Annotated in this window: 12 protein-coding genes; 9 read left to right on the top strand and 3 right to left on the bottom strand. The window is 52.0% G+C overall.

From position 1 onward, the window contains the following. Positions 1-68: 68 nt before the first annotated feature. Complete coding sequence (gene priA / locus CWI70_RS09595) at positions 69-2,279, bottom strand: primosomal protein N' (protein WP_126773111.1); 2,211 nt, start codon at positions 2,277-2,279, stop codon at positions 69-71. A gap of 164 nt (positions 2,280-2,443) precedes the next feature. On the opposite strand from priA, the gene rpmE reads away from it, so the two are divergent. The 8 genes from rpmE to argH all read left to right on the top strand — a co-directional run bounded on the left by rpmE (position 2,444) and on the right by argH (position 10,931). Beyond that, entirely contained in the window at positions 2,444-2,665 is a 222-nt protein-coding gene (gene rpmE / locus CWI70_RS09590; RefSeq protein ID WP_126773109.1) for a 50S ribosomal protein L31, read from the top strand. Between the two features lie 269 nt (positions 2,666-2,934). After that, positions 2,935-4,179 carry a malic enzyme-like NAD(P)-binding protein gene (locus CWI70_RS09585; RefSeq protein WP_126773106.1) on the top strand — a complete coding sequence of 415 codons (1,245 nt, stop codon included), beginning with the start codon at positions 2,935-2,937 and terminating at the stop codon, positions 4,177-4,179. Between the two features lie 141 nt (positions 4,180-4,320). Further along, entirely contained in the window at positions 4,321-5,043 is a 723-nt protein-coding gene (locus tag CWI70_RS09580) for a helix-turn-helix domain-containing protein (protein ID WP_126773103.1), read from the top strand. Positions 5,044-5,113: 70 nt separating this feature from the next. After that, a complete protein-coding gene (gene argC / locus CWI70_RS09575; RefSeq protein ID WP_126773100.1) occupies positions 5,114-6,139 on the top strand; it encodes an N-acetyl-gamma-glutamyl-phosphate reductase in 1,026 nt (341 codons plus the stop codon). After that, positions 6,136-6,918 carry an acetylglutamate kinase gene (argB, locus tag CWI70_RS09570; protein ID WP_126773098.1) on the top strand — a complete coding sequence of 261 codons (783 nt, stop codon included), beginning with the start codon at positions 6,136-6,138 and terminating at the stop codon, positions 6,916-6,918. Before argC ends, argB begins: the two co-directional genes overlap by 4 nt. 43 nt (positions 6,919-6,961) lie before the next feature. Continuing rightward, on the top strand, positions 6,962-7,876 hold the full coding sequence (gene argF, locus CWI70_RS09565; protein WP_126773095.1) for an ornithine carbamoyltransferase: 915 nt from the start codon (positions 6,962-6,964) through the stop codon (positions 7,874-7,876). Continuing rightward, positions 7,873-9,093 (top strand): argininosuccinate synthase, encoded by a 1,221-nt coding sequence (locus CWI70_RS09560; RefSeq protein WP_126773093.1) that lies wholly within the window; start codon positions 7,873-7,875, stop codon positions 9,091-9,093. Before argF ends, CWI70_RS09560 begins: the two co-directional genes overlap by 4 nt. Next, the gene (argH, locus tag CWI70_RS09555) at positions 9,090-10,931 is read left to right on the top strand and encodes an argininosuccinate lyase (protein WP_126773090.1); all 1,842 of its coding nucleotides are present in this window, start codon (positions 9,090-9,092) and stop codon (positions 10,929-10,931) included. Before CWI70_RS09560 ends, argH begins: the two co-directional genes overlap by 4 nt. 30 nt (positions 10,932-10,961) lie before the next feature. Here argH and metJ read toward each other — a convergent pair whose 3' ends face one another. After that, the gene (gene metJ / locus CWI70_RS09550; protein ID WP_126773087.1) at positions 10,962-11,282 is read right to left on the bottom strand and encodes a met regulon transcriptional regulator MetJ; all 321 of its coding nucleotides are present in this window, start codon (positions 11,280-11,282) and stop codon (positions 10,962-10,964) included. Positions 11,283-11,486: 204 nt separating this feature from the next. Between metJ and metL the strand changes: the two genes are divergently transcribed. Continuing rightward, complete coding sequence (metL, locus tag CWI70_RS09545; RefSeq protein WP_198677693.1) at positions 11,487-13,940, top strand: bifunctional aspartate kinase/homoserine dehydrogenase II; 2,454 nt, start codon at positions 11,487-11,489, stop codon at positions 13,938-13,940. 2 nt (positions 13,941-13,942) lie between these two features. Here the strand turns inward: metL and CWI70_RS09540 are convergent, their stop codons facing one another. After that, complete coding sequence (locus CWI70_RS09540; RefSeq protein ID WP_126773081.1) at positions 13,943-16,402, bottom strand: penicillin-binding protein 1A; 2,460 nt, start codon at positions 16,400-16,402, stop codon at positions 13,943-13,945. Positions 16,403-16,621: the final 219 nt, after the last annotated feature.

Raw genomic sequence — 16,621 nt, 5'->3', positions numbered from 1 at the left:
AACCTTTTTCATTTACGATGCGCATTTACGCTTGTTCGCGTTCAATTCAGGGAAACCGCGACATTTTACTAGCTAAAGTCTTGTGGGTCTACGTCCAACGACCAGCGCACGCGGCGTAATTCCGGCAAATTCTCGAGTTTCGCCAAGGTGTGCTGCAAGAGCTGTTGCCGCAATCCACGCTGCTGGCACTGTACCAATAGCTGATAACGATAGCGACCGGCGCGACGTTCCATCACTGCCGGCATCGGGCCAAGCACAAAAACTTCAGGATGCTCAGGGAGCTGCGCAGCAATAATTTCAAGCGCAGATTGGGCCTGCCCGGCTTCATGCGCTTCAGCCCGAAACAATGCCAACTGCGCAAACGGCGGTAATTGGGTTAACTGCCGCTCGCGCAGTAGCGAACGCGCAAACGCAGCGTAGCCGTTGTGAATAAGGTCCTGCAATAAATCGTGTTCTGGATGATGGGTCTGCAGCACCACGGTACCCGGCGCACTAGCACGGCCAGCTCGCCCGGCAACTTGGGTGATCAATTGTCCCAGCCGCTCGGCCGCACGAAAATCAGAGCTATACAGTGCGCCATCGACGTCAAGCAAAGCTACCAGTGTCACGTGCGGAAAATGATGACCCTTCGCGATCATTTGTGTGCCCACTAAAATGGGGTATTTGTTCTCGGTCGCAGCGGTCAAGTGCTTCGCTAAACTCCCTTTGCGCCGCGTGCTGTCACGGTCGATACGCAGCACTGGAAACTCAGGGAAAATATCAGCCAGCGTTTGCTCAAGTTGCTCAGTCCCAGTTCCGCGCCCCACTAACTGCGTCGAGCCACAGTCGAAACATTGTTTAGGCAAGCGTTGTTGGTCACCACAATGGTGACACTGCAACATTTGTTGTCGTTGATGCACAGTGTAGTAGGCGTCGCAGCGGCGACATTGCGCGAGCCAGCCACATTCGTGGCATAACAACGCCGGTGCATAGCCGCGACGATTCAAGAACACCAGCACCTGCTGACCACGTTCCAGCTCTTTACGCATTTGCTCGATAAGTGGCACCGACAACCCACCTTTTAGCGGCAATTGCTTAATATCAAGCACCGTTTGCCGCGCCAACTTGGCGCCACCAGCGCGCTGCGTCAGTTGTAAATGTGCATAGCGCTGTTGGGCGACGTTATTAATGCTCTCGAGCGAAGGCGTGGCGGAACCTAAAATCACCGGTACCTGTTCTTTCTGACCACGCACCACCGCTAAATCGCGCGCGTGGTAACGGAAGCCTTCTTGCTGCTTCAAAGAGTTGTCATGTTCTTCATCAACAATAATCATGCCTAAGCGCTTAAATGGCGTGAAAATCGCCGAACGTGTACCGATAACGATCGCAGCTCCGCCGTTTTTGGCATCGAGCCAAGCATCTAACCGCTCACGGTCGGTCAGCGCTGAATGCAGCATCACAATTGGCACTGCGAAGCGCTTCTGAAAACGTCGTAAGGTTTGCGGCGTCAGACCGATTTCAGGCACCAACACTAACACTTGTTTACCCTTGCGCAGCACCTCTGCCATCGCTTGCAAGTACACTTCCGTTTTACCACTACCGGTAACGCCTTCAAGCAAATAGGTTTGCGGCTTGCTGGCAGCACCAATGGCGGCAACAGCTAAAGCCTGCTCGGGATTCAGCTGTAAAGGCTCACTACCGATCGCAAACGACCAATCCGCATTGGTCTGCGGAACATGCTGAAAGCTTTCGATGCATTCTTTCTCTTGCAGCGCTTTCAGGGCAGCGCTCGAAAACTCTTGCGCAGTAATATCACGCCGCAACATGGGGCCGTTACGCAAAGCTGCCAATAAACGTTGTTGCTGTGGCGCTCGACGTAACTCGTTCAGCTCAATGGCAAGACCCGCTTCGGTCACGCGAAACCCTTCGGTGGTTTTGTAGCTTGCCGCTTCGCCTTGGCGGAGTAAAACCGGTAAACCATGATTGAGCACTTCACCCAACGGGTGCTGGTAATACTCGGCAGCCCACTGCAAAAGACCCCAGACTGCCGGCGGCAACAAGGGTTCATCGTCCAACACTGCGTGGATTGGCTTGAGCTCAAATTCAGTGTTGACTGCGGTCGCTACACCTAAACTAAAACCCACTAACGAGCGGTTACCAAACGGCACCTTCAGTCGCGTCCCACAGGGAGGGGCCGTTGCGCAGCGGTAATGAAAATGGCGGGCAAGGGGCACTGGCACCGCCACGTTGACGACGGTGCTATCATTTGCAAAGAGTTCGGCTGGGGTGGACTTGGTCATAGCCGCTATTGTGCGACCATGCGCGGCGAGGCGCAAGCGCGATCCTGTGCTTGATCATTGGCCTGTGTTCGGGTAGAATCTGCGCCCTAATTATTCCATTATTAACCACGCGTGGTGTGCGGAGAGAGTCCGTATAGCGATGCGGCCCAATTGAGGTAACCCTTATGAAAGCAGGTATTCATCCGAAGTACGAAGACATGAACGTGACTTGTTCATGTGGCAACACCTTCACCACCCGTTCAACCAAAGGTGGCGAATTGCACCTTGACGTTTGTTCAGAGTGCCACCCGTTCTACACTGGTAAACAGCGTATTATGGACACCGGTGGTCGTATCGACAAATTCAACAAGCGTTTCAGCGTGTTGGGTGGTAAGAAATCATCGTAAAAACGATGGTTTAGCACCAGATTCAGAAAAAGGCGCCAAAAGGCGCCTTTTTTTATGCCCTGCGAGGGCTTAGCCCCCATTCGAGCTGGATCGAGCAGCGGTTTGTTTTTATACAACTCTGCAGTTTCGGCGGTTTTTAGAAGGCCGGTCGAGCTCCTCGACCATCAGGTAAGATTTGTTATTCGCAGTTAACCCTCTACAATGGCGATTATTCACTAAATGAATGTTGGCTATAACGGCCGCCGCAATGAAAGAGGGTACCTAGGTCCATGTCTGATTTTCGCAAGCAAGCGCTCGATTACCATGCTTATCCAACACCGGGAAAGATCAGTATTGAACTGACCAAGTCGGCCGAGACCAGCAAAGATTTGGCCTTAGCCTATAGCCCTGGTGTTGCCGAACCGGTTCGGGCAATTGCCGAAAATCCTGAAGATGTGTACCGTTACACCGCTAAAGGCAACATGGTTGCGGTCATCTCCAATGGCACCGCCATTCTTGGTTTGGGTAATCTAGGCCCGATGGCATCAAAGCCCGTGATGGAAGGTAAGGCTTTGCTGTTCAAGCGCTTCGCCGGCCTTGATGCGATTGATATCGAAGTAACGCACCGCACTACCCAAGATTTTATTAATACCGTTGCCAACATTGCCGACAGCTTTGGCGGTGTTAACCTGGAAGATATTAAAGCACCCGAATGTTTTGAGATCGAAGAAGCCTTGGTAGAGCGTTGTGACGTGCCGATCTTTCATGACGATCAGCATGGCACCGCCATTGTTACGGCCGCAGGTCTGCTGAATGCGCTGGAGATTCAAGGTAAAGAACTGCGCAAGGCCCAAATCGTCTGTCTCGGGGCTGGGGCCGCGGCGATTGCCTGCATGGAGCTATTGATTAAGTGCGGCGCGCAGCGCGAACACATCTATATGCTCGACTCGAAAGGCGTGATTCATACCCGTCGCGAAGATCTGAACCCATACAAATCGTTGTTTGCCAATAATACCGACAAACGCACCCTCGAGGATGTCATTACCGAAGCTGACGTATTTGTTGGGGTTTCCGGGCCGAACTTGTTGTCGCCAGAGGCATTGAAACTGATGGCTGACAAGCCGATTATCTTTGCCTGCTCGAATCCTGATCCGGAAATCAAACCGGAACTTGCGCACAAGGTTCGTGACGATTTGATTATGGCAACCGGTCGTTCTGATTATCCGAACCAGGTGAACAACGTACTGTGCTTCCCATTCATTTTCCGCGGCGCACTCGACGTTCGCGCACGCGCTATTAACGACGAAATGAAGATTGCCGCCGTTGAAGCGATTCGTCAGCTCGCCAAAGAACCCGTTCCTGAAGCAGTTCTCAAAGCGTCTGGCGTCGACAAACTTGAGTTCGGTGTCGATTACATTATTCCGAAACCATTGGACCCACGCTTGAAAACCCGCGTTGCCAAAGCGGTCGCCGAAGCTGCTGTCGCCTCAGGCGCATCACGCATCGACCTACCGAAGAATTACATGGCGGAGTAATCACTCCGCCGCCCCCTCCGCCGTACGACCTAACTTTTGTCTAGACCTAACTATTCCTAGTTATTCGCTAATATTCATGTTTTTATGCCTGCAGGAATAGCTAAGAATCAGCGTTGATTTCAATCGACAAGGACTAGAACAATGACGTTAGGTGATTACTTAAAACAACAACGAACTGAGCAAGATCTGAGCCAAGCGGAGCTGGCCGAAAAGATGGGCGTGGAGCAATCCTATCTATCGAAACTTGAGGGTGAGCGCTCGCTACCGTCGGCCGAAATTCTTGCCGCTTGGCTGAGTGCTTTATCGCTTGAGCTGGAAGATGTCCTGGCTCAGCTCGATCGCGCCTATTTACATGCCAAATTGAGCCGCATTCCAAGTGTTGATGCATGGCTGCGCCAGCAAAAAGTGCAAAGTCTGGTGCGCGAGCGCATGCGCATGTACGCCGCCGTGCTCTGTATTGCCCTAGCCGTGCCTATGTTTTATCTCGGCTACACGCAATTACTCTTTTCTGAGACTATCTACGAGTATGAGTCGCCAGGTGTCGTCTTACCAGGTGAACCGCAAGACATCTATCATTTAGCCCCGCAAATGCAAAGTGGCGGCCTAGCAGAGCGCCAGGAGCAACACCTCGATATGCTACATCGTCGAAAACCTAAGATTCTGTTGCTTAGCGACTATCGTGGTGAACAGTTTAATCGCCCGATTCCGGAGGCCGTAAATGATTCCTTTACGCGCACTTACTACCTTGAAGCAACACACCAGCAACCGCGCTGGCAGAACACCCTGCTGCAGGCGCTGGGACTGTTTTTAGGTACCTTCGGACTGGTACTTCTCATTATTTTACTGAGATCGCAAAAAAGATAATACTTATTCTTGTTTTGTGCATTTCTATTCAATATACTTAGACCATCTTTTGGTCATAAGTTTACTGTGAATGTCAAAGCAAGAAACCATACAATGCGCTGTGTTTGGAGCAAGCGGCTATAGCGGCGTTGAACTCCTGTGGTTGTTGCATAACCATCCAGTTTTCGACGTGACCCATGCATTTTCTTCAAGCGCACGTGAGAAAGCAGAGCCCATCTCCGCGTTGTATCCGCAGTTAGCGGGGCGGTGCGAGCAAATTCTGCAACCTTGGCACTCGGATCTGCTGCCGCAACTAGCGCAGCAGGTTCGAGTGGTTTTTTTAGCGCTCCCCCATGAAGCCAGTGCTGAATTGGCACCAAAATTGATCGCTGCTGGGTTGGTGGTGTTTGATCTTTCCGGTGCCTTTCGGCTTGGCGACCCCTTACAACATCAAGCTGCCTATGGTTTTGCTCAACCGAAGCTGAGTAACGACGTCCCTTATGGCTTGGCGGAATTCACTCAGCTCAAAGGTGACGAGCCCTTAGTGGCTGTGCCCGGTTGCTACCCAACAGCCGCAGGGTTAGCACTGCGCCCTGTGTTAGCGCTTTTGGCGGCCCATACAACACCAATCGTGAATGCGGTCAGTGGTGTCTCTGGCGCAGGTCGCAAAGCGGCACTGCACACTAGTTTTTGCGAAGTAAGTTTGCAGGCCTATGGCGTGGCTGAACATCGCCATCAACCCGAAATGGCGCAGACCATTGGTCGTGATGTTATTTTCGTTCCGCACCTAGGTAACTTTAAGCGGGGCATTTTAGCGACGATTTATGCACAGCTTGCCGAACAGGTAAGCAGCGACATGGTCGCCGAAGCTTTTGCTGCTTGCTACGCTGAGCAGCCGTTCGTTCGGTTGGTCGCGAACCCACCAAAACTTCAACAAGTGGTTGGCACGCCATGCTGTGACATCTATTTTAAAGTGCATGGCAACCAGCTCATTCTATCGGTAGCGATTGATAATTTACTCAAAGGCGCCGCCGCGCAAGCACTCCAACTTGCGAATCAGTATGTCGGTCTACCGCCAACGACAGGCCTTACCCCAAGCCCGGGAGCCGTCGTATGAGCACGCCACTCATCATTAAGCTCGGTGGGCGAGTACTCACCGACGTTGACGCACTGCAACAACTGTTCACCACAGTGAAGCGGCTGGCCGCGTTGCGACCGCTTGTGCTAGTGCACGGTGGCGGCGACCAAGTACAAGCGTTACTTCAGCAACTCGGTCACGAGAGCGTAAAAATTGACGGCCAGCGGGTCACCCCAGCGGCACATATTCCAGTTGTTGCAGGCGTTCTCGCCGGTGACGTTAACAGCCAGCTCTGCGCCTTAGCACAACAACATGGCCTGCAGCCAGTAGGTCTAACCTTACAGGCAGGTAATACAGTGCGCTGCGAAATCGACAGCAGTCGCGGCGCCGTCGGTATTCCACAGGCAGGTTCAGGCAAGTTGTTACAGTTGCTGATCGAGCACGACTACTTACCTATTCTCAGTTCGCTCGGGGTTAGCGACCAAGGCGAGCGCTTAAACGTCAATGCCGACTTGGCTGCGGCAACCGTCGCGCAAGTACTACATGGCGATCTTATATTACTTACCGATGTGGTCGGCATACTTGACCACGACGGCCAACTCATCGAAACCATCACCGCCGCCCAGGCGCCTGAACTCATTGCCAACGGCACCATCCGTGACGGCATGATCGTCAAGCTCAATGCCGCACTGCAGGCAGCGCAGGTGGTCCTCAATAAGGCTTCGCGACGAACCATCGCGGTGGCCGGCTGGCACGATGCCAATGCGCTAACCAGATTAGCGCGCGGCGAGCCAGCTGGAACCCGCGTTCAGCTTTAACGCAGTTTCGTCGTCGATTACGCAATTTTAGTTAGGAATTCACATGCAAGATTTATTAGCAATGCGCGATTTAAGCAGCGCACAATTGAGCCATATTTTGGATTTGGCGCAGACCATTAAGCAACGCCCAAGCGCGTGGCAAAACCACCTTCAGGGTAAGAGCATCGCTTTGGTTTTTGAAAAGCCATCGTTGCGCACTCGCGCAAGTTTTGCTGCTGGCATCAATCGCTTAGGTGGCCACAGCATTTACCTTGATGCCGAGAACCTCATGGGTAGTCGTGAACCAGCGAGCGATGTCGGTGCTAACTTGGCCCTGTGGCACGATGCCATAGTGGCGCGCGTCTATTCGCAAGCGACCCTTGATGAACTCGCGAAGGCTTCAGACAAACCCGTGATCAACGCACTCAGTGACGAGTGTCATCCCTGTCAGGCATTGGCCGACTTGTTAACGCTGACCGAGCAATTAGGCGACCTGTCCAAAGTGACCCTGACCTATGTGGGCGACGGCTGCAATGTCTGCCATGCCCTTATGGCTGGCGCTGCTTTGGCGGGCATGAATCTGCAAATCGTAACGCCGGTTGGTTATGAGCCTAATGCAGAACGCTTAGCCGATGCGCAGAAAGTTGGCGAAACGACTGGTGCCAAAATCACTTTGCATCACGATTTCAATAATCTGCAACAAACTGATGCTATCTATACCGATACTTGGTTTTCAATGGGACAAGAGCGCGATAGCAATCAGGTCATGCACGACTTTGCACCTTATCAAGTGAACCAAGATCTGATGAAGCAACTCGGTGCTAAGTATTTTATGCACTGTTTGCCAGCGTACCGTGGTCGCGAAGTCACTGCCGAAGTGATTGATGGACCACAGTCCCTCATTTTGCACCAAGCCGAAAACCGGCTACACGCCCAGAATGCTGTTTTAGTTGAATTATTTGCAGGAGCCCAAGCATGAGCACGTCCGTAAACAAAGTTGTTTTAGCCTATTCAGGTGGTCTTGATACTTCGGCTATCGTGCCATGGTTAAAAGAAAACTATGACTGTGAAGTGGTCGCCTTCGTTGCTGACGTGGGTCAGGGCGAAGAAGAGCTTGCAGGTGTAGAAGAAAAAGCCATCGCTTCGGGTGCAAGTAGCTGTTATGTGGTCGATTTGAAAGATAAGTTCGTTAATGAGGTCATCTTTCCGACGCTGAAAACTGGTGCCATTTATGAAGGCCAGTACTTGCTTGGTACGGCCCTCGCACGACCAATTATTGCCCAAGCGCAAGTTGAAGTGGCGCGTAAAGTGGGCGCTGATGCCCTAGCGCATGGGTGTACTGGTAAGGGTAACGACCAAGTACGGTTCGAGTCATGCTTTGCGGCGTTAGCACCGGATTTGCAAGTCATCGCGCCTTGGCGTGAGTGGACCATGCGCAGCCGCCCGGATTTGCTCGCTTATTTGGCTGAGCGCAATATTCCTTGTGCCGCATCGGCGACCAAGATCTACAGCCGTGACGCCAACTTGTGGCACATCTCGACTGAAGGCGGTGAGCTTGAAGAGCCCTGGAATGCACCATCTGAACAGGTGTGGACCTGGACTGCTGAACCTGAGCAAGCACCCGAGCAACCGGAATACCTAACTTTGTCGTTCGCCAACGGTGAATGGCAAGCGCTGAATGGCGAGTCAATTGAGCCAGTAGCTGCTATTGAAGCCCTGAACAAGCTGGCGGGTAAACATGGTGTTGGCCGTTTGGATATGGTCGAGAACCGTTTAGTCGGCATGAAATCGCGGGGTTGCTATGAAACGCCAGCTGGTGCCGTGCTCTACGCTGCCTTGCAAGGCCTCGAAAGTCTTGTGCTCGACCGCACCACGCAAGATTATCGCATTCGTTTGGGTAACGAATTCGCCCAACTGTTGTATGACGGACGCTGGTTCACGCCGCTGCGTGAAGTCATGCTGACTGCCGCAACCAAGTTGGCCGAGCCATTGACCGGGGACATCGTGGTGAAGCTCTACAAAGGCCAAGTAACCGTGACGCAAAAACGCTCGCCGAATAGCCTCTATTCCAACGCTTTCGCAACTTTTGATGAAGACGAAGTCTATAATCAAAAACATGCGGAAGGCTTTATCCGTTTGTATAGCTTAGCTAGCCGGATCCGTGCCTTACATGAACACGACGGAGGCTCATCATGAGTTTATGGGGTGGACGGTTCAATGAGCCTAGCGCCGCTGAATTCAAACAGTTCAATGACTCGCTTCGCTTCGACTATCGGCTCGCGCCTTACGACTTACAAGCTTCGCAAGCTTGGGCGCAAGCGCTGCAGCAAGCTGAGCTGTTGACCGCCGACGAGCATCAACAATTACAACAAGCACTGCAAGAGCTGCAAGTCGCCGTGGAGCAGGACCCACAACTGCCGTTGCAAACCGACGCAGAAGACATTCACAGTTGGGTTGAAGCGCAACTGATTGAAAAAATCGGTGCGACGGCGAAAAAGCTTCACACCGGTCGCAGCCGCAATGACTTGGTGGCGACCGATCTACGGTTGTTTTGCAAAGCGGTCGGCGCGGAGTTAGTCAGTGCCAATCTCGCAGCGATTCAGGCCCTATTGGTTTTTGCCGAACGCTATCAAGCGGCGCCATTACCTGGTTATACGCACTTACAGCGCGCGCAACCGATCATGGCCGGGCATTGGGCGTTGGCCTACGTGCAAATGCTACAACGCGACGTTAGCCGTCTGAAAGAAACGATGAAGCGCATCGACGTGTGCCCGTTGGGGAGTGGTGCATTAGCAGGCACCACAGCGAATATTGATCGTGAGGCACTTGCCCACTCCCTGGGTTTTCGTTACGCCAGCGAGAATAGCCTCGACGGCGTCTCGGATCGAGACTTCGCGCTGGACTTATTGCATAGCGCCAGCACTGGCATGGTGCATTTATCGCGGATTGCTGAAGACGTCATTTTTTATTGTTCTGGTGAATCCGGGTGTTTCGCCATGAGCGATCGCATCAGCAGTGGTTCGTCCTTGATGCCGCAGAAGAAGAACCCCGATTTATTTGAGTTACTGCGCGGTAAAACCGGGCGCGTGTTTGGTCACCAGCACGCACTGCAAACGACCTTGAAAGGTCTGCCATTGGCTTACAACAAAGACATGCAAGAAGACAAAGAAGGCTTATTCGACGCTTTGCATACCTACTTACAATGTCTACACATGCTGACCTTTGCGGTGCCCGAGTTAAGCGTTAACGAAGCACATGCAAAACAGCAAGCGGCCATGGGCTACAGCAACGCCACTGAATTGGCGGATTACCTTGTGAGTAAAGGCATTCCGTTTCGCGATGCGCACCACATTACCGGCGCAGCAGTGCTTTACGCACAGCAGCAGAGTAAGCCGTTAGAAGCGCTCAGTTTAGCTGAATTTGCTGAATTTTCGCCGGAAATAGGCGATGATGTCTACCCAGTTCTTGAGTTGGACTACGGAGTCAATCAGCGCAATGCACTTGGTGGCACCGCACCCGCTGCGGTACGTACAGCGATTAAACACGCCAACGACTGGTTACATGCTGCCGAGGCTGCCAGCAAGCACGTGCGTCAGGCACGTCTGAGTGACGCCGATAAAATCTGTGAGCTGATTGCCTATTGGGCTGAGCAGGGTGAAAACCTGCCGCGTGACAAAGCCGATATCTTGCAAGCCATCCAGAGCTTTGCCGTGGCAGAAATTGACGACGAAGTGGTGGGCTGCGCCGCGCTTTATGTTTACAGCACCGGCTTAGCGGAGATTCGTAGTTTAGGGTTGTTTCCGCAAGCACAAGGCAAAGGCCTTGGTGCTGAATTAGTGGCCTTTCTGCTTTGGCGGGCGCGAGAGCTCGGGATTAGTCGCACCATTGTGCTGACCCGTGTACCTGAATTTTTTGGTCGCCTAAACTTTCGCCTCACGGTAAAAGACAAGCTTCCAGAGAAGGTAATGAAAGATTGCGAGCTGTGCCCACGCAAAGACAACTGCGATGAAACGGCGCTCGAGTACCTATTGTAGGCGTTATGCGGTAAACGTTAAGACCTCGACTTAGTCGAGGTCTTCTTCGGCTGGAATCGGTAGGCCACGACGCGTTAGCTCATCGCGCACTGATGCTGGGATCTTGTGCGGATTATCTTTGCGCAGATCGTCATCTTCCGGCAACGGCTGCCCAGTAAAAGCATGTAAAAAGGCCTCGCACAGTAACTCGCTATTAGTGGCATGACGCAAGTTTTTCACTTGCCGACGAGTGCGCTCGTCAGTGAGGACTTTCAACACACGAGTCGGAATTGAGACCGTAATCTTCTTCACCTTCTCGCTTTTTTGTCCATGTTCGACATACGGGTAAATGTACTCGCCATCCCACTCCATACTGCACCTTCTTGTTGAAAACCCCACATAATGTGATGAATTGTACTAGTGTCTGCGGTACAGTCAACTTTATACGCTTAGCTGTCTATACGGCTGTGATCTGCTACCCTTGCGTAAAAGTACCATTAAGAGCTCTTTAACGTAGGCAAGTGCGGTCGTATAATCGCCACTTTTCACTCTTTTATTGGAGAACGCAGACGCATCATGCAATTAGAGGTTTCTGACGCGCAAGTTCAAGCGGTTGCTGAACAAGTTCAAGTACATAAATTTGGTGGCAGCAGCCTTGCTGATGCCTACTGCTATCGCCGCGTCGCGCGTATCGTTACCGAATATGCGGGCGCCAGTGACCTCGTCGTGGTTTCGGCGGCAGGTGATACCACCAATCGCATTCTGGCAATCATTGATGCCAAACAAAGTGCTGCCGACGCCGACGATCTGGGTATGCCCGAAGTTTTACTAAAACAGCTCGAAAAATATCAGCAGGGCCTGATCACTGAGTTGTTGAGCGGTGCCCAGCAGGAGCGCATGCTTGAAGCATCACGCCAGGACTTTAGCCGCTGGTGGAATTGGCTTGCGGGTAACGAAGTTATCAACAATCGCCCAGAACTTTTATCCTATGGCGAACTATGGTCTGCGCGCCTACTTGCTGCGCTGCTGCAGCAGCAAGGTACACAAGCTGATGCTATCGATGCGCGCAGCTTCTTGGTCGCTGATGACGCCCCGGAACCCCTGATTCGCACCGAAGTTTCGCGCAACGGGCTGCTTAACCGCATTGCCCCGCATGCCGGCACGCGCTTTATTGTAACGGGCTTTATTTGCGCCGATCCTAATGGCCGTTCGCTCATTCTAGGACGCAACGGCAGTGATTATTCGGCCACCCTTGTCGGTAGCCTTATCGATGCCAAGCAAGTCACCATTTGGAAGGACGTCGCCGGCGTTTATTCTGCCGACCCACGCAAAGTGGAACGGGTCGTAAGTCTACCGATTTTAGACTGGCGCGAAGCGGAAGAACTGGCACGCTTGGGCAGCCCCGTGTTGCACCCGCGTACCTTCCAACCAGTGAATCGCGAGCGTATGGTGATTGCCGTGCGTTCCAGCTTAAAAGTCGAGAATCAACAGACCCGCATTGGCCAGTACGAAGATACCGAGCCAACCGGTAAAGTCCTTACCGCACTCTCCGAAGTGGTGCTGTTTCGCGTGGATTTACGCGACGCCAAACTTGTGGAGGCTTTTGAGGACTTAGATCTAACGCCATTGATCAGCTGGAATGAAGTTGAGCAACACCACGCTTACTATGCGTACCACCAGAACCATCTTGAGTTCATGGAAACTTGGCTCGAGCAGCAAGACGTCAAAAACAGTGCCAGCAAGCTCACTGGCTACTCGATGCTGGCCTTAGTGGGTAATCGCATTCAAGAAACCGAACAATTTGCCACGTTCAAACAAGAAACCAGCGAACAAGCTTTACGTCGCTTAGCACTGACCCCTGATAACAATGCGGTCGTCGCTATTCTCGAACAAAAGCTCGATAACCGTTTGCTCAACCGTATCCACAGCCAGCTGTTCAACCATCGTCGCAGCCTTGGTGTGCTGGTCGTCGGCCGCGGTAACATTGGTAGTGCTTGGTTAGCGTTGTACCGCCGTTTGCGGGAGCGCATTAACGAACAAATGGATGTACGGATTATCGGCATTCTGAACTCAACCCAAATGTGGCTGGACTATAACGGTTTAGATCTGACCGATTGGCAGGACAATTTTGCCCGCTTAGCGCGCCCCTATGAAATGAGTCAACTCATTCCAGAGCTCCCCAATGCGCCCTACGACGAGCTAGTTATGCTCGATCTCACCGATGCCATTGCGGTCGCACAGTTGTATCCAAGTTTCTTCGCCAATGGTCTGCACATTGTCAGTGCCAATAAACGCGCTGGGGCATCGACCGAGAGCCAGTACAACGAAATTCGCACCATTCAACGAGAATACGAACGTGAATGGTATTACAACACTACGGTAGGCGCAGGCTTACCGTTGAACTATGCGCTGAATGATTTACGTAACTCTGGCGATACTATTCGTAGTATCTCAGGGATCTTCTCGGGCACCATGTCGTGGTTGTTTGAAAACTTTAACGCCGAAGTGAAGTTCAGTGACTTAGTGCGAGAGGCGAAAGAACGCGGTTTAAGCGAGCCTGACCCGCGTGAAGACTTGTCATGCCAAGATATTATTCGCAAGCTACTGATCTTGGCTCGCGAGATCGGCCTGCGCTTGGATTGGAAAGATATCGATGTCGATAGCCTACTGCCCGAGCACCTTGCGGATATTCCCCTCGATGAGTTTATGCAACGCTTGCCTGAACTGGATGATGGCATGCAAGATCTTTATCAGGACGCTCAGAAAACCGGCAAGGTACCCCGTTTGCTCGCCAGCTTTGCGGTGCAGGACAATGACAGCGTGCGTGCACGCGTAGGTATTGAGTACATTCCTGAAGGCGACATGCTGGCCAACTTGATCCCGGGCGAGAATATCTTCGTGATCTACACCGACTGGTACCACGAAATGCCACTTGTTATTAGTGGTCCAGGGGCCGGTAAAGAAGTCACTGCAGGCGGAGTACAATCTGATCTCAATCAGTTGCTTAGCCGCCTGAGTAAAAAGGTGTAACGCTAGAAGATCGAGTCGTCGTCACCAAACACTGTTGGCGACGACTTGGAATCCGCGTACTCGGTAGGTGCCGTCCCGGGAATAAAGTACTCAAAGCGGGTCGTATAATCACTCGCACGACTTAACTTACCCGTGGCCAGATCAATCCGCGCCGAGACCAGACCAGGCGGCACATCAAAGGGTTCAGCTGCAACCTCCGCTACCGCAATCTCCATAAAATCAATCCACATTGGCAAAGCGGTCTTAGCGCCAGCTTCTGTTCCGGAGATCGGCTGTTCACTACTATCAAGGTTACTGTTCATGGTGGTGCTGCCAAGGGCACGATCCAAGCTATCAAAGCCTACCCAACCGGTCGCCACCAAGCCACTAACAAAACCAGAAAACCACGTATCTTTGACATCGTTCGTCGTACCGGTTTTACCAGCCACATTGCGACCCGCTTTATCGTTGATGGCTTCAGAGCGTTGAATACGCCACGCGGTACCATTCCAACCGGTTTTATGGGCCCAACTGCCGCCACCCCACACCGCGGAGTTCATTGCTTGGGTCACCAAGAAAGCGTTTTGCTCAGTAATGCCCTGTGGCGCAGCCAAAACCTCACGCTCCACTGGTTCACACTCAACGCATGCCACTTTCGGCCGTGCTTGATAAATCACTTGCTCTTCGGCATTGACAATACGCTCAATAAAGTAGGGTTCAACTAAGTATCCACCATTGGCAAAGACCGCATAACCGCGCGCGACTTCCAACGGGGTCATTGACGCTGAACCCAGCGACAACGATTCGTTACGCGGTAACTCATCGTAATCGAAACCAAACTTGGTCAGGTAATTGACGACGGTATCGACACCCATCGCACGCAGCAGGCGCACCGAAACAACGTTCTTTGATTTTGCCAACGCTTCACGAACGCGAATGGGTCCTTCATACACATCAGGTGAGTTGCGTGGTCGCCACGCAATACCACTGCCAGGGTTCCACTGGTTGATCGGGGCATCATTGACCAACGTTGAAAGGGTAAAGCCATTTTCTAACGCTGCGGAATAGATGAACGGCTTAATATTTGAACCGACTTGGCGTTCAGCTTGCACCGCGCGATTGAACTGGCTCACTGCGAAGCTATAGCCGCCTACCGCAGCAGCGATGCCACCATCATTCGGACGCAACGCTACTAATGCAGCACTGGGCTCAGGGATTTGTGCGAGCCGCCAGCCTTGTGGCGTTAGACGTACCCGTACGACCGCCCCAGGTGCAAAAATATCACTTACTGTTTCGGGGGCTTGCCCTTGCCGTTCTTGGTTCATAAAGGGGCGTGCCCATGCCATGCCAGACCAAGGCAGGACCACTTCTTGACCATCGGCAAACAGCAACGAAGCTTCTTGTTCTGTGGTTGTCAGCGCCACCGCCGGGCGGGTCAGGCCTATCGTTTCAAATGCAGCTAAACGTTCCAACAACTCGTCGCGGGTAGGTTGTTCATCACCTGCTTGCCAAAGTTGTGCTTCAACGCCACGGTAACCGTGCCGCTCGTCATAACCATGTAAATTGTGCTGAACCGCCCGTTGCGCCGCGCGTTGCTGCTTTGCACTTGCGGTGGTGTAAACCTTTAAGCCACTATTGTAAGCAACATCTTCACCATAGCGCTTGACCATCTCGGCACGCACCATTTCAGCTAAGTAAGGCGCCGCCATCGTAACCTCAGCGCCATGCACTTTGGTTTTAATGGGTGCCGACAATGCCGCTTGATAATCGGCTTGAGTGATTTTTTCTTCTGCGAGCATACGCCCAAGAACCACAGCACGTCGATCCCGCGCTCGATCTGGACGCGAGATTGGGTTCATCGTCGAAGGCGCTTTTGGTAGACCCGCGATCATCGCCATCTCGGCGAGGGTTAGTTCATGGAGTTCTTTGCCATAATAGACCTGCGCTGCGGCGCCAACGCCGTGCGCACGATGACCAAACGTGATCTTATTCAAATAAAGTTCAAGAATTTCATCTTTTTCAAGATGACGTTCGATGTGCAGCGCAATGAATGCTTCTTTTATTTTTCGAGTCCAGGTTTGCTCTAAAGTAAGGTAAACATTTCGCGCAAGCTGCTGCGTGATCGTACTACCGCCGCTTTGTATATCACCGGTCGTTACCAGTTGGAAAAAAGCACGCGCTACCCCAATAGGGTCAATACCGAAATGGTCATAGAAGCGGTTATCTTCAGTGGCTAGAAAAGCATCAATAAGCGGTTGAGGTACGTCCTCCAGAGCCACCGGAATACGTCGAATCTCACCGAATTGCGCAATGACTTCACCGTCTGCAGAGTACACTTGCATAGGTGTTTGTAAACGCACTTCGCGGATTTCTGCCACGGTCGGCATTTCGTCTTGGTAATACAGGTATAAACCGCCAACCGTTAACGTTCCTAGTACAAATGCAATAATTAGGCTATACAATAACCACTTAAGGAATTTCACAAATTTATCCTTTTTTGGATCTAGTGCTATCTTATAAAGAGTTATTTACATTGCAATAGATGTTGCAACTAGTTGCTATCTCTTGCTGCCTATTATAGAAAGGAAAGTAAAGATTCCTATGCATAGTGAAAAAACTGCTATGCTCTTTACGAAACTCTTACCTTTCTGTCGTGCGCAGCAAGTGGCAAGAAAAACAATAAACTACAAGCCATTTACAAT

This window comes from Pseudidiomarina homiensis (assembly GCF_003987225.1).
GTDB classification, from domain to species: domain Bacteria; phylum Pseudomonadota; class Gammaproteobacteria; order Enterobacterales; family Alteromonadaceae; genus Pseudidiomarina; species Pseudidiomarina homiensis.
Note: the sequence above shows the minus strand (reverse complement) of the source record. Positions and strands in the feature narration are given on the sequence as shown.

Excerpts from the sequence above, each read along its gene's own strand:
- argC (WP_126773100.1), top strand. The coding sequence starts at position 5,114 with ATGTCAAAGCAAGAAACCATACAATGCGCTGTGTTTGGAGCAAGCGGC.
- CWI70_RS09560 (WP_126773093.1), top strand. The coding sequence starts at position 7,873 with ATGAGCACGTCCGTAAACAAAGTTGTTTTAGCCTATTCAGGTGGTCTT.
- argF (WP_126773095.1), top strand. The coding sequence starts at position 6,962 with ATGCAAGATTTATTAGCAATGCGCGATTTAAGCAGCGCACAATTGAGC.
- argB (WP_126773098.1), top strand. The coding sequence starts at position 6,136 with ATGAGCACGCCACTCATCATTAAGCTCGGTGGGCGAGTACTCACCGAC.
- metJ (WP_126773087.1), bottom strand. The coding sequence starts at position 11,282 with ATGGAGTGGGATGGCGAGTACATTTACCCGTATGTCGAACATGGACAA.
- argH (WP_126773090.1), top strand. The coding sequence starts at position 9,090 with ATGAGTTTATGGGGTGGACGGTTCAATGAGCCTAGCGCCGCTGAATTC.
- metL (WP_198677693.1), top strand. The coding sequence starts at position 11,487 with ATGCAATTAGAGGTTTCTGACGCGCAAGTTCAAGCGGTTGCTGAACAA.
- CWI70_RS09580 (WP_126773103.1), top strand. The coding sequence starts at position 4,321 with ATGACGTTAGGTGATTACTTAAAACAACAACGAACTGAGCAAGATCTG.
- CWI70_RS09585 (WP_126773106.1), top strand. The coding sequence starts at position 2,935 with ATGTCTGATTTTCGCAAGCAAGCGCTCGATTACCATGCTTATCCAACA.
- priA (WP_126773111.1), bottom strand. The coding sequence starts at position 2,279 with ATGACCAAGTCCACCCCAGCCGAACTCTTTGCAAATGATAGCACCGTC.
- rpmE (WP_126773109.1), top strand. The coding sequence starts at position 2,444 with ATGAAAGCAGGTATTCATCCGAAGTACGAAGACATGAACGTGACTTGT.